The organism is Aquimarina spinulae, assembly GCF_943373825.1.
GTDB lineage: Bacteria > Bacteroidota > Bacteroidia > Flavobacteriales > Flavobacteriaceae > Aquimarina > Aquimarina spinulae.
This window is the reverse complement of record NZ_CALSBP010000001.1, coordinates 544,386-564,688: the sequence shown is the minus strand read 5'-3', so window position 1 is coordinate 564,688 and position 20,303 is coordinate 544,386. Positions and strand designations below refer to the sequence as shown.

Here is a 20,303-nt window from a genome sequence, read left to right as displayed (position 1 = left end):
ATAAATAAAACACTCATGAAAAAACTATTCACACTTAGTATGGGGCTGCTCCTCTTCTACTCTTGTAAGCAAGAAAAAAAAGAGGAAATCGCTCAGCCTATCAAAATCGACCAGTATTCGATAGAACAATTTATGGATAATGAAAATGCATTTTCGAATGGATTTTCTGCAGATAAATCCAAGGTGCTTATGACAAGCAACCGTTCTGGAATCTATAATATGTATACTGTTGCTACCAATGGTGGTGAACTTATACCTGTAACCAAATCTGATAGTGCTTCGGTTTTTGGGTTATCATATTTCCCCGAGGATGATAGAATCTTATTCAGAATGGATGGTAATGGTGATGAAATACATAAACTCTTTATCAAAGACAGTTCGGGTATCAAACGTCTGACTCCCGAAAAGAATGTAAGAGCCTCGTTTAGAGGATGGGCCAAAGATGGCAAAAGTTTCTTTTATGCCACTAACGAGCGAGATCCTAAATATATGGATCATTATGAGATGGATATTGCTGATTTTACATCCAAGTTAATTTATCAGAATACCGATGGGATGGATTTTGGCGGAATGTCTGAAGACAGAAAGTATATAGCGCTTTCTAAGTCTATCAATACTAATGATAATGATCTTTATCTATTGAATACCGAAACCAAAGAAAAAGTTAAGATTAACGATAACTTAAGCGGAAACTCACCAGAGGATTTTTCTCCAGATGGTAAATCATTCTATTATACTACCGATGATAATGCAGAATTTAGTTACTTAATGAAGTATAATCTTGAAGATGGTAGTAAAGAAAAGGTTTTAGAAAAAAACTGGGATATTTCTGGTTTTTACTTCACCCAAAACGGAAAATACCAGGTAATGTTTACCAATGAAGATGCTAAGACGGTTATGGAGGTAAAAGAAGTAGCCACAGGTAATACTATTGATTTCCCTTCTATAGAAAATCAACAAATTAATAGGGCACGTTTTTCGAGAGATGAATCTATGGCATTACTTAGCGTTGGAGGGTCAAATACGCCTACCAATTCATACTCTTATGATCTTGCAACCAAAAAATACCATAAGCTAACAGATGTTTTAAATAAAGATATCAATCCAGATCATTTGGTTACTTCAGAAGTAGTTCGTTTTAAATCTTTTGATGGATTAGATATTCCTGCTATATATTATAAGCCTAAACAAGCAACTGTTGATCATAAAGTTCCTGCATTAGTTTGGGTTCATGGCGGCCCCGGAGGACAATCCAGACAAGGATTTAGTTCTGTAATTCAATACCTGGTAAATCATGGATACGCTGTATTAGCTGTTAATAACAGAGGTAGTAGTGGTTATGGTAAGACTTTTTTCAAAATGGATGATCGAAATCATGGGGATAAAGATCTAAAAGATTGTGTTGCAGGAAAAGACTGGCTGGCAAAACAAGATATCGTAGACGCCGATAAAATAGGAATCATTGGTGGTTCTTATGGAGGTTATATGACTATGGCAGCCCTTACTTATACTCCAGAAGAATTTAAGGTTGGTGTAAATATTTTTGGAGTTACAAATTGGTTAAGAACATTAAAAAGTATTCCGCCATGGTGGGAATCTTTTAAAGAAGCGTTGTACACAGAAATGGGAGATCCAAATACCGCTGATTCTGTTCGTTTACGACAAATTTCTCCACTTTTTCACACTGAAAAAGTTACAAAACCATTGATTGTTCTTCAAGGAGCCAAAGATCCCAGAGTTTTAAAAGTAGAATCTGATGAAATTGTAGAAGGAGTTAAGAAAAGTGGTGTTCCTGTAGAATATGTATTATTCGAGGATGAAGGACATGGATTTGTAAAAAAAGAAAATCAAATCGAAGCCTATGGTAGAATTTTGAAGTTCTTAGATAAATATTTAAAAAGCGCAGGTACCGAAATGATTAATGACGGTAAAACCGAATCTACTAAGATTGATTCGGAGTCCTAAAAAAGAGTCTAAAAATTTTATATCATAAAGAGAGGCTGAATCTTAAGTTAACAACAAAGAATTCGGCCTCTTTTATTATTCTTGATAGTCATGGTAACAATAGCGTTACAAACTATCTTTTATCTTTTGTAACTCTGGATGATTTTGATCGATCTCTATTCCTTTCAAACAAAACTTTTCTGCATTTTCTCTATCACCGTTATCTAAGTAATAACGGCTCAAAATAGCAAAGTTTACTGCTGATTCTTCTATTTGGATACAATCCTTCATAACCTCTATTGCTTTTTCCAGGTTCCCTCTACTGGCGAGTATACCACTATATCCCCGCATTCCATTTGTATATTCTGGATCTACTAGATAAGAGATTTGAAAAAAAGCTTCACCTCTATCTAAATAGTTATTGGTTGCCTGCGAAATCATTCCTATGTTATTGTAGGGATTAGGATTTGTATAATCTGCTTGTATTGCCTTACAAAAATTTTGGACAGCTGCATCGAAGTTACCTTCACCAAAAAAGCCGTTTCCTTCCTGCTTCAATTGTTCTGAAAGTTGACGATTAGTTTCACTTTTGATAATCTCTAAAGCTTCAAAATTATCGGCAACAGTGGTAAGTTTAACATTATCTTTTTCTACATTGAGTACTACAACCGGCATTTGGTCAAATTCTCTGGTATTCGTCGTATTCAAAAATAAAACGCCTTCGTGTTCGCCAAAAGGGCCTTTTTCTGCTCCTTTTCCGATATACGCAAACGGAATTAATCCATTATCATCCCAAAACCAAAATGAAGATATATCTTTTCTAAGGAGTTCATCTTGCCCATCTACCCAGGTAATATCTAATGAACCGGGATTATATCCACAAAGTTCACAGGTGTGAGTAGATAACTGATACCTCAGCGTTTTACTCATAGACAGGTAATCAAAAACAAAAATTGGAATCTCTCCCTTTAATTTTGAAGAAACATTGCAACCCGAAAGGTTAATCTGATGTAACCCAATATGCTCACGTATCGTTTTCATTTTATAGTTTATTTTAAGAATTTAATTTTAATACTTATAACCCGTTGTATATTTCATTTATAAGTGATATTGTCCGCCTGGTACATACAGTGCAATCCATTTTAAGGTATAATAATATCACATCTTATAATTGTATTGCAAATCATTTTTCACCAATCTGGAGTTCCTGTTAACCCTTCAACTTTTACTTTTACATACGAATTGTTAGTAAGTGTGTTTTTCCTGTCGTACGACTCATCGTCATTAGTAACTCCTACTGAAAATGATGATATTGAATTTTCATGTATTTCACACCTAAACTGATCAAAACTTCCGCAATCAGCTGCCATTCCATAACGATTTACCGAAAAATATTCTAAGAACAGAATTCCATCTTCTATCTTATAGTAGCCAACATACCCAATTTTCAAATCATTATAATGTTCAAGATTTCTTTCTGTTGGTGACAAATACGTCATCAAGAACCTACCGTTTTTAAAAAATCGAAGAAAAGTAATGCCTTCGTTTGTATTATTACAATCCAAATATATTTTTTCATCGCTGTTATAGGATCTGTAGCAAGATTGATATACACAATCTGTTTTAATATGATCACTCTCTTTAAGGTAATAAGGATTTTGCCCTAGCTTAAATTTATTTTTAGCCGGTCTTACTGCTCCGCTTTCTGTAAAAAAATACTTTTTTATAATAATATTACAAGGCACCCTACAACTATTTAATACAGATAGCACTATTAAAAGACTTGTAACTTTTGCTATTTTTTTCCAACTCATTTCTACATCTTTCACATCTAGCGATCATAGTTGCAACTCAATGTTATGAATGTACAGAACTCGTTTATCTAGATCTCTATTATCATTATAATAATTATCAACAAACCTATCTGTTTTTTATGTTTATCACTACCCGTTTTTCAGGGATATTTTATAATTATTCTTATTATCATATTATTTCTCGGTAAATAGATCACAAAAAAAAGGCTGCCCGTACGGGCAGCCTTTAATTAGGGCCAATTTTATTACTGTTAAAAAAATTATTTTACAAAAATCTTTTGAGTAAGTGTTTTACTATCGGTAGTAACTTGTACAAAATAGATACCCGTAGATAACTTACTAATATCTACTGTTTTTCTTACTACATTTCCTCCCGGAGGCGTTTTAAGATCTAAGATTTCTAATGTTCTTCCGTTTATATCCTTGATACTGATTTGAGAAGAAGATTTCGCATTACTAATTTCAAGATTTAAAAGATCTTTTGCTGGATTAGGGAATGCTTTTAATTGCAATCCTCCTGCTGGTCCATCTCCTTTGAAAGCAGAACTAAATGATCCTCCACAAGCACCTAAGTTGGTCCATCCTGTAGCGGTTCTTTCATATAGATACCCATTATACGTCACACGGTCACCCACATTATATACAGTACCAGAAGAATATGGTGCTACTCCTGCACAAGGATCGGTTGTTGTAGTACATGGTCCTAAATTAGTCCATCCTGTAGCGGTTCTTTCATACAAAGATCCATTATAGGTTACCCGATCACCAACATTATAGTTAACATTTGGAGACCAAGGCGCTACACCATCACAATTACCACCGCCACTACTACAATTTCCTGAAGAATTATAGGTAGTTTGACCACAAGTCATTGTAAAGTTATCTACTGTGTCTCCTCCCGAAGCTTTTTTGGCTTGCCATGCACTTCCTACTGTAGTATTTGCATTATATGAACCTCCGGCATTGGCAGATCCCTGTAAAGAATTGTTCTGGAAATACTGTAAGGTACAATCTGTATTATTGGTAAATGTTACCGATATAGCATCTCCTGTATTACATCCACCACCATCACAAGATTGTAAACAACTTGATCCTGCAATATAATTGCGGATTACATTAGCAGGTTGTGAACCAAATCCTTTATTGAAATTTACTCCAACACTGGTTTGCGGACAATAACTCATGATAGTTCCTCCTCCGGCAGGGTTTCCTGGTAATGCACAGTTTCCTTCTGTTCTACCGGCACAACCATCTATTGCAGTATTATTACCATTCCATACACATGCATGTGTATGTCGTGATCCTACATTATGTCCTACCTCATGAGATATTAAGAATACATCAAAAGAATAGGTAGGTATATTTTGATAGCTACCTTTGATACCAGAAACTGCAGCTTTTCTTGATGAGTTACACAGTGTTCCGATTCCTCCGGCTAGTCCTCCTCCAAAACTATAATTTACCATATGACCTAAATCTCCATTAAGACCATTTTGGTTTTTATAGCTGATATAGCTATCCAGACTGTTATTGCTAAAAGGCTGATTAGAGGTCCAGGCTTTGGTACCCGATAATTTAAGAGAAATCTGATCATTGGCATATAGCGCTGCTACTTGATTAAATACAGCTTCGATATAATTAGAAGCTGCCTGAGCGCCTCCCTTATCACTTACAATATCTGTACATATATCAAAGAATATTTTTACACATTTTGCAGCTGCTTTACTTTGTGGGTTATCAGCTAATTCTTCAATAGTGTATCCTCCTTTTTCTATATCATCTTCTACCTGGCAAGAAAAATCATATAAATAACTAATTTCCTTATCTTTATAGAGGATATGGCTCTTACTATTTTTCACTGGTCCAACTACCAAATTACCGTTCTGACCATCGATACTAATAAAACCAGATACCTTATCTTCATAAAAACTTAGAGCTACCAGAGAGTTAGACTGGCCTTTTACTACACCACGATAGTGCGCTATGTTATCACGAGAAAGCATCTTGCCCGAAGGCATGTCTATAGCCGAAAAATCGTCTGTTCTAATGCTTACTTTAACAAGGTCTAGTGACATTGCTGCTTTCTGCCCCGGAATACTTAAGTTCATCGTATTCGGGAAATTACCTTGTAAAGATTTCATCTTACTTTGATCTAAAGAAAGCAATACATAGTCCTTAAGTTGTTTCGGAATTTGTAAATTACTTTTTTTAGCAGTTGCGGTAAAAAGTTCGGTGTTTTCAAAATTTGAGCCCGATGATTTTTGCTGGGCTACTAGTTCACTGGGTTTTTGTGGTTGAGTTTGTGCAAAGCTCATTACCGTAAAAAAGGCAATGGCGATTGTTAATATACGTTTCATTTTTTTGGTTTTAAGATTTTGAACCTTTACTTAGTTATGATTCTGGCCCCATAAACCGTCCTCAGTAAAAATTCAAAATAGTTTGTGTGTCACTAAGTTACAAACTTAAAACCATCCCAAAAAGGTTACAAAGCATTATTTACAAATTGCATTAACATATTATATTTAATACCTTCTTTGCTTATGGTAAACCCTTTGCGAAGTATATTATTTTTTAAAATACAGTAATGTATTGATATTATAATACTCCCAATCAGCTCTATCTTTAATAAGGTCAACCAGGATATCTTTATGGCCTGCACCATAAATGACTAAAACTCTATCCTTAGGAGTAACAATTCTATTAAGGTTAGTAAAGATCTTTAAATTTCTAAAGTACCATTTTGCAACCACATCGGTACCCATATAATTATCCCCTTTACCAAAAGAAATCAGGTGTTTCAGGTAAAATTTTTGATTGTAATTTTTATCAAAATCTTCAGAATTGGCAAATCTTACAATGTCTAAAACAGAGCCTTTGGATATGGATTCTACATCCTTTTGCATACTACTAATTAGCGCTTTAAACTCGGCTAATTGTACATCTTGATTATTTTGTTCTGCATAGACGATAACAGGAGCTGTATCAAACTCTGTATGTGCATCTATAGGATACAATTTATTATGCCCCATTTGTTTTGCCAAGGGGTAAGATACCTGGACGGTTTCGCTAGACATTCTCCACTTATCTTCTTCACTTATTTCTTTTTCTAATACTCCATTTAGATACTTGGTATAATAAATCTGGCTCCATAAGATCTCCCCTAAAGACGATTCTATAGCAATCTTGGTTGGTTTAAACTTAGCGATCAAATTAATAAGTTCTTTTAATTCTGCCTGTCTTTTATTAGAATGAATATTACCCATATCCATATTTACTTCATCGGCTCCCGGGTTATGTAAATGCATCATACCCAAAACACTAATAACAGGTTTTTGATCCTGAGCTTTACAGGATAAACATAGGGCAAATACAGTAATTAAAATTAAAATGAGGTTACGCATAATGGTATTATTTTTAAGGTATTGAATTAAGTGTATTGTAACCGGAGTTCAACATAAGAAAATCACTATTCTCGATACAATCTTCCAACCTGTACTGAGCCATGTCGAAGTATCAGACCACTCGAATTGACATCATTTTCTTACCTCGAACTCTGGTGTGCACTAGTTTTTGTTTGGGGTTACTCTTTTGTCTATCGGTAGAATGAGTTGATAATCATACCCATCGATCAAACTCTTCATCTTATGGTAATCACCATTTACCGGTAATCTTATACGCCCTTCTCTAATGTCACTACGTATGGTTTCTAAATCAATAATGGTCCATTGATCCCGTTTTGCCAGGCTCATAAAATCTCGCAGACGTTTATAGTAAGAAGCGTATTTTTCTAAGTAATCTAATTCTTCTCCTTTTTCATTAGTATAAAAACGGTGCCATGTATTTATGATAGTGGCTTTACCACCCCGTTCTTTGGCAAGTTGAGTAACCAGATCTCCCAGGTCATAGCAACCATTCGTTAAAATTTTTGAAGCATGTAGATTTCCGAATTTCAGGAATACTTTAGGATTTGATTCTGCTTGTAATGCTTTGTTGTAATGTGTTAAAAAGTTATTACGCATATAGCTTATGCGGTCTGCATGCGAATCTTCTCGCCAACGAGTATAAATATCCCAACTAATTTCTAAGTCTTTAATTATCTTTTTGGTGTTCTCATTTCCGCGAAAGCGATTTAAATATTGTTGCACAGCAGGTTCTTTTTGGATTTCTTCAAAAAGCTTAATTTCTGCACCTGGTACATTATCTTTTGTATACCAGGAGGCAATAATTTTAGAAGCCTGTTCCTTTTCTGATTTGATAATAGCATAGTCTGGAGTATCGGTAACAAAAGTGAGTAGCTCATCCACAAAAAATAATGTAGATGAGTAGTACTCTTGATCGAGTCCCCAGATGTTCATATTACGTTCGCGAATTGCCTGAAGAAAATAGGCATCTTCTAGACCATCAAAGAAAGGGATCGGAATTTGATGATCTTCTTCGAGAGCATATTGTGTGATAAACTGTTTGAGGTTCTTTACTGTAGCTGATGGCGGTGTAGTAAGGGTCACCAATTTTTTTGCCGAGTACGGACCTACTTCAAAAGCGGTATGATTAAATCCAGCTTCGTGTAACATGGGGATGAGTTTTGTAATCAATTGCGAGGTAGCTTTTGATCCGTGGCGTTCTCCAAACATCACAAACTGTGATTTAGAAATAATACGCTCTAGTATTGCACGGCCTTCTCCAACAATAGCAGTATCTGCAACTGTAAAATACGCTGTCTTTGTAGCGATATACGATGCATCTATAACGGGTGTCGGACTTATTTTCTCTGCTTTGGCCGCAACAGTATCTACTGGTTTCTCTTTACAAGAAAAGAATAGTAACAGTACAATAGTACCTAGGGTAATAAGTGATTTCATTGTTTTTCGATTTTAAAGCAAAAAAAGACGATACTGGTATAACAGATCACAGGTTTACACTTCTCTGGATATCTACCTGACAAAAAAGGGATAACAGCACTATTTAATATTTGGTTGTATGGTTTACCGGTTTTGTATAAAGAAAAAGGCCTTTGTAACCAGAAACGTATAGATTACATATTCAAAATATTATTTTTGAATCATGATCGTATTTAAATACCGTTGGAGATACCATATGCTGCTTGGCGTGCTAATTATTATAATGGATATCTACGGAGATTATATCTACAAGCAGAAAACAAGTTGGGCAGACTATTTTGAATACCCTATATTCTTATTCGGAATCACAATGTATATTACTTTTTTCAGCATTTATGTGATTAATTATAAAGTATTATGCCCGCTTATGCTGTCGCGAAAACGTATTGTACAATACTGCCTTGGTATAATTCTATTGGCGTTTCTATATGCAGGCATTCGCTATTTGTTAGAAGAAGTGATACTCTATTCTATTACCGGGTTTCATAATTACGGAGATAACTTTCGTCATTTTGGGTATTATGTATTTGACAACTCGTACTATGCCTCTAAAAGTTTGTTGTTTAGTACGGCCATATATCTTTTTTTTCGATTTGTAGATCATAAAGAAGCAATCCATCAATTAAAAATCGAAAATAAAAAGGCCGAATTAAGGTTACTTAAATCGCAATTAGGGCCGCATTTCCTTTTTAATACACTCAACAGCTTTTACTCAGAATTACTTATAGAAAGTCAGCCTAAAATTGCAGCAGATATTCACAGACTTTCAGATTTATTACGATTTGTGACCTATGAGACCCAACAGGATAAAATACTATTGAAAAAGGATCTTAAGTTTATTGCAGATTATATTTACTTTTTTCAAAAGCGTTATGAAGATAATCTGGCAGTAGATTACCAGGTAAATGGTACTATAACAGATCAAGAAATACCTGCCATGTTATTGATTCATTTTATCGAGAATGTTTTTAAACACGGGATTGTTAATGATACCTCTTCCAGAGCAAATATTACCATTACCATTCATCCAAATGCTATTGAAATCAGCACTATAAACAAAATTGCTACTTCAGAAAAATATGTAGACCAAGGAATAGGATATGCAAGTATTCATAAGAGGTTAACTGCTCTTTTCAAAAATGATTTCGTAGTATACCGTAAAGAAGAAAAGCCTTATTTTGAGGCCTATTTAAAAATACCATTATGAATACATCATTACGTTGCCTTATTGTAGATGATGAACCGCCTGCGATACGTTTGTTAGAAAATTATGTAGAAAAAGTTTCTTTTTTAGAGTGTATTGCTAGTACTACAAAAGCTCTCGAGGCACTAAAACATATCGAAAGTGATGCTATTGATTTAGTTTTTCTAGACATTCAGATGCCAGATTTATCTGGTATTCAATTATCAAAAATCATCAAAGATAAAGTACAGATTATTTTTACTACGGCCTATCCGCAATTTGCTATAGAAGGATATGACCTCAATGCCGTGGATTATTTACTAAAACCTTTCGAATTTGATCGTTTTTACCAGGCCGTTCTTAAGGTGAAACAAAAAGAAGAGTTTTCTCATACTACTACAGCTACAAAGGAATACGTATTTATCAAAACAGACGGTAAAAACAACTATGAAAAAGTGTATCTAAACGACATCCTATATATAGAAGGGTTAAAAAACTATGTAGCGATTCATTTATTAAATAATCAAATTATTACCTATAGCACTTTAAAACATATAGAAAGCACCCTCCCTTCTACTACCTTTATTAAGGTACATAAATCCTACATCGTTTCTATCAATCACATTATCAAGACAGATTCTCTTCATGTTTATATTCATAATAAAACATTACCGATAAGTGATACCTATCGCAAAGCTTTTTTTGAAATGATTAGCAAAAGAAAGTTATAAAGGATAATAGTTTATTTTAAATTTGTGCCAGTTTTCACATTAAATTAGATTTTCAACAGAATTACTTTATTAATTTTGGAAAAAACTCAAAAACGTATTCTACATTATGAACACAAAGATCTTATTTCTCTTTCTATTAGTATTTGCAACATTTAATTTTTCTAATGCCCAGGACAATGGCGAAAATGAGTTGGGAGCCTGGTACATGTATTTTGGGACAAATCGTGTAAGTGATAAACTTAGTATCCATTCTGAAGCGCAATTTCGATTTTATGAAGTTGCTTCAAGTTTTAATCAATTACTACTAAGAACAGGATTAAATTACCATATGAGCGATAAAGCAATAGCCACTCTGGGATACGGATTTATTAGCACCGATGGTACATTTGAAGATACTCCTGGTGAAGAAAACACAAATGAGCATCGAATCTTCGAACAGTTTATTTTGACGAATACTGTAGGAAAATTTAAATTCGAACATCGATACCGTCTCGAACAACGATTTATCAGTACGCAGAATGATGATTTTACCGAGCATAGAGCACGATATCGTTTACAACTCACTTACCCAATTAATCAAAAATGGTTTCTAAATGTTTATGACGAAGTATTTATCAATCTACAAGAGCCCATTTTTGGTCAAAATAGATTATACGGTGCTGTAGGGTATAATGTAAAATCTAATTTTAGCATACAGCTGGGATATCTCAAAAATCATTTTACCGGTGTTAATTATGATCGATTACAGTTAGGAGTAATCTATAATACTGACTTTAGAAAAAAGGAAAAAAACTAATGCAGATTTCAAAAGATAATACTCCGGCATTATTGCTAATAGATATTCAGAAAGGGTTTGAAGATACTGCGTATTGGGGTGGAGAGCGTAACAATCCTGATGCAGAAACCAATATGGGAAAGCTCCTAGTATTTTGGAGGACCCATGATCTTCCTGTATTTCATGTAAAACACTGCTCTACTACCCCTGCTTCTCCCCTGGCCAAAGGTAATGTAGGTAATGATTTTATGGATTTTAATACTCCGCTAGCACATGAACCCATTATCGAAAAGGATGTGAATAGTGCTTTTATAGGAACTGATCTTAAAGAACAATTAGAGCACAACAATATAGATACGCTGGTTATTATAGGATTAACTACAGATCACTGTGTATCGACCACTACCAGGATGGCTGGTAATTTTGGATTTAAAACTTATTTGATTGAAGATGCTGTTGCTACTTTTAATAAGACAGGTGCTAATGGACAAGAATATAGTGCACAATTAATCCATGATACTGCAATAGCAAGTTTAAAAGATGAATTCGCTACAATTGTATCTACAGAAACACTTCTTAATGTTCTAAGTTAAGCTAAAAACCTGTGTGATGTCTAAACACAATTATGAAAATAAACTTGCAATACTACAAGCGATCCCATCTGCAAATATTAAGATCGCCAATATCTTAATAGATGTATATCTTTAGGAAGCTGAAGATTTATATCTATGGGTACAGGAGGATAAAGAAGATTTTCTTAACATCAACTTTGATTGGCAGCGTTATGTAGGTGATCTCACAAAACGTACAGGAGCGTTACGATATGCGTAATCCTTATGGATAAGAAGAAAAAACGGCCAGGAAGAATTTCAAACAGAATGGAAACAAAAACTCCCGATAGCATATGAGTTACGTAAAGAGGTATTAGCCGGTTTTAGGTATACATTTCGTAATCATAAAGAACTTATAAGTGCTATTAGAGATATTGCTAAAGGAAAAAGCTATGCAGATTTGATACAGGATCTTAATAGTCTTAGTGTTTTGGGAAAATCTAATATACCCAAGCTAAAAAGTATAAATTTTGATCTACAGAAATTAGATCATGCCGAACAACTTTCTAGAGAGATGGCATAACTACTCGCCCAGGTAAATAGTGCCATAAAACAGAGCAGTGATGTTGTAAAAATAAGAAACCAGTCATATACGCATTTAAAAGAAGCTGTAGACGAAATACGAGATACCGGCAAGTATATTTTAAAAGCAATCCGGATCGATTTATAGGATATATTAGCTCATACAGAAAAGTATGATATACTATTCTCATTGATCCCCGCAATAGATGTGTTGATCTCCATAGTTTATTTAAAAGTTACCATTAACAAATAAATTATCACCATATAAGACACAACAACCAACACTATGATGATACTAAAATATCATATGATTTTTATTAAGTATAATCTGGTGATTATAATATAATTTATAGTGATTCTTAAATATATAATTGTGGGGTATATTTTTAATTAAAACAAAATGGTTGATGTATGGTTATATATATGTTTTTGTTTCAGATATTTCGTGATATCTTTACTGTATAATACATACAAATATTTACAAACGATTATAAATAAGTACAAACGGGTATATGTGTACTATTGCATATATAACGTTGTTGTAACACATTAAAGAAAATGGGGAAATCACTAATAATCGTTCTACTTCTGATTTTTAATCTGTCATTCGGACAAGAAAAAAACGATCCGACGGAATTATTAATTGCGGAATTTAAATCGGAAATGAAAAAAGAAAATATTTCGGATTTTTTTATGGTCAAACACATAACTTATGGAACTGTTCGAATCATTGATTTAAAAGACCCAAACAGTTGCAATGAAAACGGATATTATTTTACGATGTACGGATTTTGGAAAAGCGGAAACGATACGTGGATAAAAAAGTATGATAATTGTGGTGGGTTCAATTGCACAAAACTATCGGGATCAAAAATTATGGATTTCTATAAATCAAATTTTACCAAATTAAAAAACCAAGAAGTACAGAGGTATAAAATGAAACCTGACAGTATTGCGAACGGAAAAACATACTCGTTCTCTTCTTCGCAAAGTCACTCACCATTAAGATACTATTGGTTTTATCAAGACTCAACTGAATTTGATAAAAATTTTGACAAATACGACTTGACAACAAAACCAGATAATGACAATATAAATCACAAATCAAATAATAATCTTGCGATTATAAAACTCAATGTAATTTGTGAGGAGTTTATTGATCACTTAAATGAGAATAAATTGTTTAATCGACTGAAATGAAAACGTGCTACAATCGAGTAGTCCGATAACGCGGATTTGTAACCCCGATGGCGTGGATTTATAATCCATGAAACATACCAGAATATCAAAACAATCACTTATTGTGACTGTTTTTTTTGTTAAAGTACATCTATAATAATCCAGTTATAGATGTGATTATTTTTTATTTTTTTTGTTCTGCTAAAAATTATCCAGATTTAGATCATAAATTAGAAATTGTTGTTTTAAATTTATTTTAAATTTTAAAAGCATGGATTATAAATCCACGCTATCAGAATAGGAATATTTGTATAGTGTATACGAAAAATAATAAAAACACGTACTGAAAAGACATGGAAGCTATTATTACAGTTGTTGGTTTTTTGGGAGCAGGAAAAACCACATTATTAAAACACTTGATGATCGGTTATATTGACAAAGGTTGGAAGCCTTTTATTATTCTTAATGATTATGAAAATGCAAATCTTGATGCCCAACAATTTATCGAGCAAATAGAACCTAAACAAGTTAGGGCACTTAGTGGTAGTTGTATTTGTTGTAGTGGCATAAATGAACTTAGAGATTTTGTCAATAGAATTCCTAAGCGAACTAATGGAATTACGCTTATCGAAGCTAACGGTACTTCTGATGCCTGTTCACTCATGAGCTTTCTTGGAGTTGGTCTCAACGATCGGTTTCTACCACCTGTTCAAATATCGGTTGTTGATGTTAAAAATTGGCAAAAAAGAGGAGAACATAATGAACTTGAAGCAAATCAGATTCAGGTATCTTCTTTGATTGTATTAACGCATATTGAAAATATACCATTGGACAGGCTAACCTTTGTAGTTAAAGAATTACATAAACTCAACCCATTAGCAGAAATCATAAACATGGATAAGATTGATGTTTCACTTATTCCTAAACTCTCCCCATCTAAAAACAATGCTCAAAAGTTTGAACATCTTAAAACGCATTGGTCTTCCTGCTCTACTGATCTGCCAAGTTTACCGAATTCAAATTGCATTTATGATATTTGTAATACACTTCCAAAGAGTATTCTACGTGTGAAAGGCTGTACTCAAATTGGAAATGAAGAAGGGTACACCTATTTTGAACGAACTCCAAATGGTGAAGTACATGTTAGACCGTTTAATGGAGTCCCAATAACAGGATCAAAACTTCTAACTATAGGCCCTGGGAGTGAACCTAAACTACTTGAAAAAGCAATCAAAATGAGCCTATTACAACAGAATGAAAATGAATTTAAACACGCTACAACAAAATATAAACCTTATTAAAAAAGGTTTGTACAAGTCGTTAGCTTAAGCCAATAATTATAAACAAAGAAGCTTATAGTAAAGATATGTTGAAAACCAAAATAGGAATTATTACAGTTAGCGATAGAGCTAGTGCTGGGGTTTATGAAGATGAGAGTGGAAAAGCAATTATAGATACTCTAAATGAATATTTGAATTCTGAATGGACAGATTTGCACGAAATTATTCCAGATGAACAAGATTTGATAGAAAAAACAATCATTGATATGGTTGATAATCAAAATTGCTGTTTAGTAATTACGACAGGAGGTACAGGTCCTTCTAAAAGAGATGTCACACCAGAAGCTACCGAAGCCGTATGTGATCGCATGATGCCTGGATTTGGAGAGCTTATGAGATCAGAATCATTAAAATATGTACCTACTGCTATCCTCTCAAGACAAACTGCCGGCCTAAGAAAATCAAGTTTAATAATTAATCTTCCTGGAAAACCAAAATCAATAAGAGAGTGTTTGAGTGCCGTTTTTCCAGCTGTTCCATATTGTATAGATTTAATGGATGGACCATTTTTAGAATGTAATGAAGATATTATAAAGCCATTTAGACCAAAGAATAAGATAAAAACCAACAGTTAACACTGTGTAAACGCAATGCCTTTTTTGTGTTTTGAGGAAAGATTATTTTTAAAGTGATTCAAAAGTTGACAAAATAAACTGAAGTTAAACCTAAAAAAATGTCAAAGTACTTACTTAATTGCTTTTTACTTGTATTACCCTTATTTATATGGAATATAGCTTTTTATAGATATCTTCCCAAAGGCTATACATCTAAAGATATTTGGGATGACATTCCATTTTGGCTAAATATAACTGAAAATATTCTAAGAATAATCATCTTCCTTCTCCCACTATTAATGATACTTTCTTTTCAAACTAAAACTCAAAAAATAGGATTAGTAGTTTACTTAGGTGCTCTTCTAATTTATTTTTTATCTTGGATTTTACAGATTTACTTTAGTGATAGTTTATGGAGTAGAAGTTTAATAGGGTTTATGGCTCCTGCATATACAACCATCTTTATTTTTATTGGAATTGCAATGATTGGTACACAATCAATTATTCCTATTCCAAGGATAAGTTTGATTTATATTTTAGCATCTATACTTTTTGCTTCAATTCATACGTACCATTCATATTTAGCATACATAAATCTACAACAGCATATTTAGTGATTGTTGTTTTACATTTATTTTGAATTTTAAAAGCACGGATTGCAAATCTATGCTATCCATGTATAACAACGCAATCCTATTACAACCCGATGACTAAGAATTATACCCTAGAACTAGAATAAACTATATTATGACTTTGATAAAATTTTCAATTTTTCAAAAACAATAACCTTATACGTAGCACTCACAGGGACTTCATTATTTTCAATTAATACATATGTTCTGGTTGCTTTTGTAACTCTATCTAAATTGGAAATGTATGATTTATGTGTGCGTTGGAAATTTTCAGATAATAAGGTAGTGATATTAGTAAGTGTTTCAGAGATCAGATACATTCTTGAATCTGTAAAAATTTTCAAATAATTCCCAAAACTTTGAATGTACAGAATTGATTTAAACGAAATATTAACGGGCATTCCATCATGTTTTATTTGAAGTTCTTCATTTCCACTATTTTTTTTCGGTTCAATTATTTTTGAAGTTGAAACTTTGTTTATTGCTTTCAAAAAGCGTTCAATTTTTACAGGTTTCAATAAATAATCTACCACTCCATAATTATAACTTTCTAATGCATACTCAGAATAAGCCGTAGTTAAAATAACTTTAGGTGGGTTTATCATAGAACGTAAAATTTCCATGCCATTAAGTTCTGGCATTTCTATATCAAGAAAAATGAGATCAACTTCATTTTGCTGAGTGAAATTAACAAATTCAAGTGGATTCCCCGTACTTAATACTAATTCAAAGTTGTCAATTTTAGAGCAATAATCTTCTAACACTTTACGTGCTAGTATTTCATCATCTATGATACCAATTTTAATCATTAACTATTTTTTTACTATTGAAGCTGTTAAATCGATAGACAAATTTACACGATATAGTTTTTCTACATCATCAATTTTTAATACGTAAGAATTAGGATATAATAGATTTAAACGTCTTCTCACATTTTCAAGACCCAGTCCTTCTCTTTTGGATGCAGGAACCATACGAGGCTTAGAATTAACTACACAAAAATAGAGGGTGGTGTTTTTTATAGAGACAGAAACATCAATTGTACTGTGTTCATTCGTACTTTGTGCGCCATGTTTCACAGCATTTTCAACAAATGGGATGAGTAGCATTGGAGCAATCCTTAACTCTAATAAATTTCCACTAATTAAAAATTCAATAGTACAACGTTTACTTAGTCTTTTTTCTTCAAGTAACAAATAATTTTCTATAAACTCCAACTCTTCTTTTAATAAAACGGTGTTTTTTTTAGAACTCTCTAATTGATACCTCATTAATTCTGAGAGCTGCATTACAACATCAGGAGTTTCTGGCGATTGCTGTCTAGCTAGTGAATAAATACTATTTAATGAATTAAACAAAAAATGAGGATTCACCTGCTCTTTTAAATAGGTAAGCTCCATTTCTTTTTGCAATTTTTCTTTCTCCTCATTTTCTTTTTGGATGATCATGTTTCTTCTTAAGAAAAAAACAGCCATACCAGCTCCTGTTGTATAAAGAAGAAAGAAGAATATTTTAGAAGTGCCAGACCAATTATTTGTTCTTAAGTAGGAAAAAATAAGTAAACTCCCTATGAGTAGTATTCCATATATAAAATACCTTTTCTTATCTAGGAAAAAAGGAATAAGAATAAAATGATTTACCCAAATGAAACCCATAATCATAAAAGTATAATTAAGTCCATGTGCGTAAAATAAATAACTAGTCTCAAAATTATCTTTAAAAAACAAATTACTCAATGTTTCAAGCATAAAAACCAGCAAGAAGGCTCCTATATTAATGAGTATGGTATTCTTTATGGACCTATTAAACATATATGTTTTTCTTAAAAGGGTATAAAGATACTATCTATACCCAGCAGTTACTATAATTTCTTACAAAAGCTATATATCAATGATGAAATGATTTTGTCATTTAACTTTTGCGTTTATCATATTTATGTTGTTAAACATAAGTTATACGATAATTTAGTATTGCAAGTAATAAAAATAGAGTAAATATGAAAATTACTAAATTATTAACATTAATATGTATTATAGTGTTAAACACTGTCTTTGCTCAGGAAAAGGCAGAAAACGACCCTGATGAACCAGTAGTTACCTTAGGCGAAATATCTTCACTTCAGTCAAAAGTGTTAAACAAAACTATTCCACTATCAATCCATTTACCTGAGAACTACGATAGTTCCAGGAAAAGCTATCCCGTGCTGTATATGTTGGGTTCAGATTACCGAGCTCGGTTCGCCATGTTAGCTTCTACACTAGACTACATGGGCGAGGGACAAATTCCTGAGATGATACTTATTGGAATAGATTTACCCGAAGGAAATCGTATTTTGTTGCCAACAAGGGAAAATCAAGACACAACAATTCCGGATAATTATATTAATTTTTTTGAGACAGAGCTGATGCCGCACGTTGATAATAAATACCGGACAGCTCCATTCAGAGTCCTTTTTGGCGGTTCTAACAGTGGCTTTTTCACTGTTTACACGCTACTCAACAACCCCCTTCTGTTTAATGGCTACTTTGCAAGTAGTCCATCCCTTATGGTTATACCAGAAGTGCTTCAACAAAAAATAAAATCAGGTTCGTTAAAAACGCTTTCGAAAAACAGATTTCTACACATCATTTACAGCGATGATGAGGGATTAACAAATCACGTTTCTGAATTCACTCGTGTTTTAACTGAGAATAAACCAGAAAGTTTTACCTATAAAGTGGATGAATTGGAGAACCAGGGTCATGTACCAGCGATGGATTTCACACTGTTTCTTCTTACGTTATATCCCGACTTCAATCCCTTCAATCCCGGTGAAAATCTGGAATCATTGGATAAAGTAACACAACATTTCGATAGGTTATCAAAACGATACGGGTATGAAATCAAGACACCTATATCGGTCATATTTAACCTTGGTTTTCACACGATACGAAGTAAGAATTTAATTGCCGCAGAAGAAATCTTTCAATATTCCTTAGAAGTGTACCCTGAAGGGAAGGAATCTTATTTCGGAATGGGTCTTGTGCGCAAAGCTCAAGGTCAGCTAGAAAGTGCTAGGGTCATGTTCGAAAAAGCACTGACAATTGATCCGGATTTTTCACTTGCTAAAAGATGGCTTCAAAGACTCAAAAATTAAAATCTGGATTTGCTCATCAAAGATCTACTGGGTGAGCACTCAGGTTTTTGAGCACCTCAGATCCGAAGAAGATCTATAGAAGCATCAAACTCCTTAACGACTGAACATAAATGAAATCAAAAGAAGAATTTCTTAAAAAAGTATTAGTAATGAAAAAAAGTGTACAATCTTCCTTCTCATCATTTTTTTTCAATCCTGTGCAAAAAAATCAAATATTGATACTACAGTAGATTTAATTAAAAAAGTAGAAAATGGTCTCACAACTCGGGTATACATCAATAAGATGTTTAAAGCCACTTCGCTTTTATATCTTTGTACTTTGTTCTTCCAATAGGGATAAGTTCTCCATTTTTTAACTCGGCCATATATTTGCTGCCGGATTTTACGACAATTTCCTTTATTTCAGACATCTTCATTAAGTATGATTTATGAATACGTTCAAAAGTAGGCGATAACAGTTGTTCTAGCTTTTCGAGCGATTTATCATGTAATTCTTTTTTTCCATTTGCAAGAAAGAGTTCGGTATAGACACCAGCTCCTTTTATGTAAAGCAAATCTTCAATAGGTATGAGCTGTATCCTGTGTCTTCCTTTTACAGCTAAATATTTGATTTTATTTTCTGGTTTTTCTTTTGTGATAGTCCGATTGAAAGCCTGCTTCAACCGATCTCTGTTAAATGGTTTAGGTACAAAATCTAAAACCCCATATTCAAAAGCAGTAATTGCCTGATCTTTGTAGGCGGAAATAACTATTGTATGAAAGGATTGAGAAACTACTGTAGTAAGCAGATCAAAACCATTCTCACCATTAAGATTCAGATCCAGAAGAACGAGATCCAATGAATGAGTTTCAATATACGCCAATGCCTTGTGGAGTCTGTTAATATGGGTTAGCGATTGTAAGGCATCGCCAAAAATATCACGTGTCATTCGTTCAATTCTTTTGGCTATTCTTGATTCATCTTCAACGATTAAAATGTTCATA

General features: G+C 33.3%; 18 protein-coding genes. 10 read left to right on the top strand and 8 right to left on the bottom strand.

Translation table 11 applies throughout. The features are described from left to right. Positions 1 to 15: 15 nt before the first annotated feature. On the top strand, positions 16 to 1,965 hold the full coding sequence (locus NNH57_RS02595; RefSeq protein ID WP_074407753.1) for a S9 family peptidase: 1,950 nt from the start codon (positions 16 to 18) through the stop codon (positions 1,963 to 1,965). 105 nt (positions 1,966 to 2,070) lie between these two features. On the opposite strand, the gene NNH57_RS02590 is transcribed toward NNH57_RS02595, so the two are convergent. The 5 genes from NNH57_RS02590 to NNH57_RS02570 all read right to left on the bottom strand — a co-directional run bounded on the left by NNH57_RS02590 (position 2,071) and on the right by NNH57_RS02570 (position 8,617). Continuing rightward, positions 2,071 to 2,985 (bottom strand): tetratricopeptide repeat protein, encoded by a 915-nt coding sequence (locus tag NNH57_RS02590; protein WP_074407754.1) that lies wholly within the window; start codon positions 2,983 to 2,985, stop codon positions 2,071 to 2,073. 149 nt (positions 2,986 to 3,134) lie between these two features. Beyond that, positions 3,135 to 3,758: a hypothetical protein gene (locus NNH57_RS02585; RefSeq protein ID WP_132065870.1), complete on the bottom strand. Its 624-nt coding sequence runs from the start codon at positions 3,756 to 3,758 to the stop codon at positions 3,135 to 3,137. 260 nt (positions 3,759 to 4,018) lie between these two features. Further along, positions 4,019 to 6,115, bottom strand: coding sequence for a M12 family metallo-peptidase (locus NNH57_RS02580; protein ID WP_108808632.1), 2,097 nt, complete (start codon positions 6,113 to 6,115; stop codon positions 4,019 to 4,021). A 207-nt stretch (positions 6,116 to 6,322) separates the two neighbouring features. After that, on the bottom strand, positions 6,323 to 7,159 hold the full coding sequence (locus tag NNH57_RS02575) for a DUF5694 domain-containing protein (protein ID WP_108808631.1): 837 nt from the start codon (positions 7,157 to 7,159) through the stop codon (positions 6,323 to 6,325). Positions 7,160 to 7,321: 162 nt separating this feature from the next. Beyond that, a complete protein-coding gene (locus NNH57_RS02570; RefSeq protein WP_108808630.1) occupies positions 7,322 to 8,617 on the bottom strand; it encodes a hypothetical protein in 1,296 nt (431 codons plus the stop codon). A 202-nt stretch (positions 8,618 to 8,819) separates the two neighbouring features. Between NNH57_RS02570 and NNH57_RS02565 the strand changes: the two genes are divergently transcribed. The 8 genes from NNH57_RS02565 to NNH57_RS02530 all read left to right on the top strand — a co-directional run bounded on the left by NNH57_RS02565 (position 8,820) and on the right by NNH57_RS02530 (position 16,165). After that, positions 8,820 to 9,863 (top strand): sensor histidine kinase, encoded by a 1,044-nt coding sequence (locus tag NNH57_RS02565; protein WP_108808629.1) that lies wholly within the window; start codon positions 8,820 to 8,822, stop codon positions 9,861 to 9,863. After that, positions 9,860 to 10,570 carry a LytR/AlgR family response regulator transcription factor gene (locus NNH57_RS02560; protein WP_108808628.1) on the top strand — a complete coding sequence of 237 codons (711 nt, stop codon included), beginning with the start codon at positions 9,860 to 9,862 and terminating at the stop codon, positions 10,568 to 10,570. Before NNH57_RS02565 ends, NNH57_RS02560 begins: the two co-directional genes overlap by 4 nt. 106 nt (positions 10,571 to 10,676) lie before the next feature. Next, positions 10,677 to 11,366 (top strand): DUF2490 domain-containing protein, encoded by a 690-nt coding sequence (locus NNH57_RS02555; protein WP_108808627.1) that lies wholly within the window; start codon positions 10,677 to 10,679, stop codon positions 11,364 to 11,366. Continuing rightward, positions 11,366 to 11,938, top strand: a complete 573-nt coding sequence (locus NNH57_RS02550) for a cysteine hydrolase family protein (RefSeq protein WP_074407762.1) — start codon at positions 11,366 to 11,368, stop codon at positions 11,936 to 11,938. Before NNH57_RS02555 ends, NNH57_RS02550 begins: the two co-directional genes overlap by 1 nt. Positions 11,939 to 13,141: 1,203 nt before the next feature. Further along, complete coding sequence (locus NNH57_RS02545; RefSeq protein WP_132065868.1) at positions 13,142 to 13,678, top strand: hypothetical protein; 537 nt, start codon at positions 13,142 to 13,144, stop codon at positions 13,676 to 13,678. Positions 13,679 to 14,010: 332 nt separating this feature from the next. Next, positions 14,011 to 14,958, top strand: coding sequence for a GTP-binding protein (locus tag NNH57_RS02540; RefSeq protein ID WP_074407764.1), 948 nt, complete (start codon positions 14,011 to 14,013; stop codon positions 14,956 to 14,958). Positions 14,959 to 15,023: 65 nt separating this feature from the next. Next, complete coding sequence (mog, locus tag NNH57_RS02535) at positions 15,024 to 15,572, top strand: molybdopterin adenylyltransferase (RefSeq protein ID WP_108808625.1); 549 nt, start codon at positions 15,024 to 15,026, stop codon at positions 15,570 to 15,572. Between the two features lie 98 nt (positions 15,573 to 15,670). Then, entirely contained in the window at positions 15,671 to 16,165 is a 495-nt protein-coding gene (locus NNH57_RS02530; protein ID WP_074407766.1) for a hypothetical protein, read from the top strand. 131 nt (positions 16,166 to 16,296) lie between these two features. Here NNH57_RS02530 and NNH57_RS02525 read toward each other — a convergent pair whose 3' ends face one another. Together NNH57_RS02525 and NNH57_RS02520 are read right to left on the bottom strand one after the other, a co-directional pair. Beyond that, positions 16,297 to 16,992 (bottom strand): LytR/AlgR family response regulator transcription factor, encoded by a 696-nt coding sequence (locus NNH57_RS02525; RefSeq protein WP_074407767.1) that lies wholly within the window; start codon positions 16,990 to 16,992, stop codon positions 16,297 to 16,299. A 3-nt stretch (positions 16,993 to 16,995) separates the two neighbouring features. After that, a complete protein-coding gene (locus NNH57_RS02520) occupies positions 16,996 to 17,994 on the bottom strand; it encodes a sensor histidine kinase (protein WP_108808624.1) in 999 nt (332 codons plus the stop codon). A 185-nt stretch (positions 17,995 to 18,179) separates the two neighbouring features. Here NNH57_RS02520 and NNH57_RS02515 point away from each other — a divergent pair, with 185 nt between their 5' ends. Then, entirely contained in the window at positions 18,180 to 19,319 is a 1,140-nt protein-coding gene (locus NNH57_RS02515) for an alpha/beta hydrolase-fold protein (RefSeq protein WP_108808623.1), read from the top strand. Between the two features lie 287 nt (positions 19,320 to 19,606). Here NNH57_RS02515 and NNH57_RS02510 read toward each other — a convergent pair whose 3' ends face one another. Next, the gene (locus NNH57_RS02510; protein ID WP_108808622.1) at positions 19,607 to 20,302 is read right to left on the bottom strand and encodes a LytR/AlgR family response regulator transcription factor; all 696 of its coding nucleotides are present in this window, start codon (positions 20,300 to 20,302) and stop codon (positions 19,607 to 19,609) included. Position 20,303 lies beyond the last annotated feature (1 nt).

What these genes read in the sequence shown, in the direction of transcription:
- NNH57_RS02595 (WP_074407753.1), top strand. Translation starts at nt 16, where the DNA reads ATGAAAAAACTATTCACACTTAGTATGGGGCTGCTCCTCTTCTACTCT.
- NNH57_RS02590 (WP_074407754.1), bottom strand. Translation starts at nt 2,985, where the DNA reads ATGAAAACGATACGTGAGCATATTGGGTTACATCAGATTAACCTTTCG.
- NNH57_RS02585 (WP_132065870.1), bottom strand. Translation starts at nt 3,758, where the DNA reads ATGAGTTGGAAAAAAATAGCAAAAGTTACAAGTCTTTTAATAGTGCTA.
- NNH57_RS02580 (WP_108808632.1), bottom strand. Translation starts at nt 6,115, where the DNA reads ATGAAACGTATATTAACAATCGCCATTGCCTTTTTTACGGTAATGAGC.
- NNH57_RS02575 (WP_108808631.1), bottom strand. Translation starts at nt 7,159, where the DNA reads ATGCGTAACCTCATTTTAATTTTAATTACTGTATTTGCCCTATGTTTA.
- NNH57_RS02570 (WP_108808630.1), bottom strand. Translation starts at nt 8,617, where the DNA reads ATGAAATCACTTATTACCCTAGGTACTATTGTACTGTTACTATTCTTT.
- NNH57_RS02565 (WP_108808629.1), top strand. Translation starts at nt 8,820, where the DNA reads ATGATCGTATTTAAATACCGTTGGAGATACCATATGCTGCTTGGCGTG.
- NNH57_RS02560 (WP_108808628.1), top strand. Translation starts at nt 9,860, where the DNA reads ATGAATACATCATTACGTTGCCTTATTGTAGATGATGAACCGCCTGCG.
- NNH57_RS02555 (WP_108808627.1), top strand. Translation starts at nt 10,677, where the DNA reads ATGAACACAAAGATCTTATTTCTCTTTCTATTAGTATTTGCAACATTT.
- NNH57_RS02550 (WP_074407762.1), top strand. Translation starts at nt 11,366, where the DNA reads ATGCAGATTTCAAAAGATAATACTCCGGCATTATTGCTAATAGATATT.
- NNH57_RS02545 (WP_132065868.1), top strand. Translation starts at nt 13,142, where the DNA reads ATGAAAAAAGAAAATATTTCGGATTTTTTTATGGTCAAACACATAACT.
- NNH57_RS02540 (WP_074407764.1), top strand. Translation starts at nt 14,011, where the DNA reads ATGGAAGCTATTATTACAGTTGTTGGTTTTTTGGGAGCAGGAAAAACC.
- mog (WP_108808625.1), top strand. Translation starts at nt 15,024, where the DNA reads ATGTTGAAAACCAAAATAGGAATTATTACAGTTAGCGATAGAGCTAGT.
- NNH57_RS02530 (WP_074407766.1), top strand. Translation starts at nt 15,671, where the DNA reads ATGTCAAAGTACTTACTTAATTGCTTTTTACTTGTATTACCCTTATTT.
- NNH57_RS02525 (WP_074407767.1), bottom strand. Translation starts at nt 16,992, where the DNA reads ATGATTAAAATTGGTATCATAGATGATGAAATACTAGCACGTAAAGTG.
- NNH57_RS02520 (WP_108808624.1), bottom strand. Translation starts at nt 17,994, where the DNA reads ATGTTTAATAGGTCCATAAAGAATACCATACTCATTAATATAGGAGCC.
- NNH57_RS02515 (WP_108808623.1), top strand. Translation starts at nt 18,180, where the DNA reads ATGAAAATTACTAAATTATTAACATTAATATGTATTATAGTGTTAAAC.
- NNH57_RS02510 (WP_108808622.1), bottom strand. Translation starts at nt 20,302, where the DNA reads ATGAACATTTTAATCGTTGAAGATGAATCAAGAATAGCCAAAAGAATT.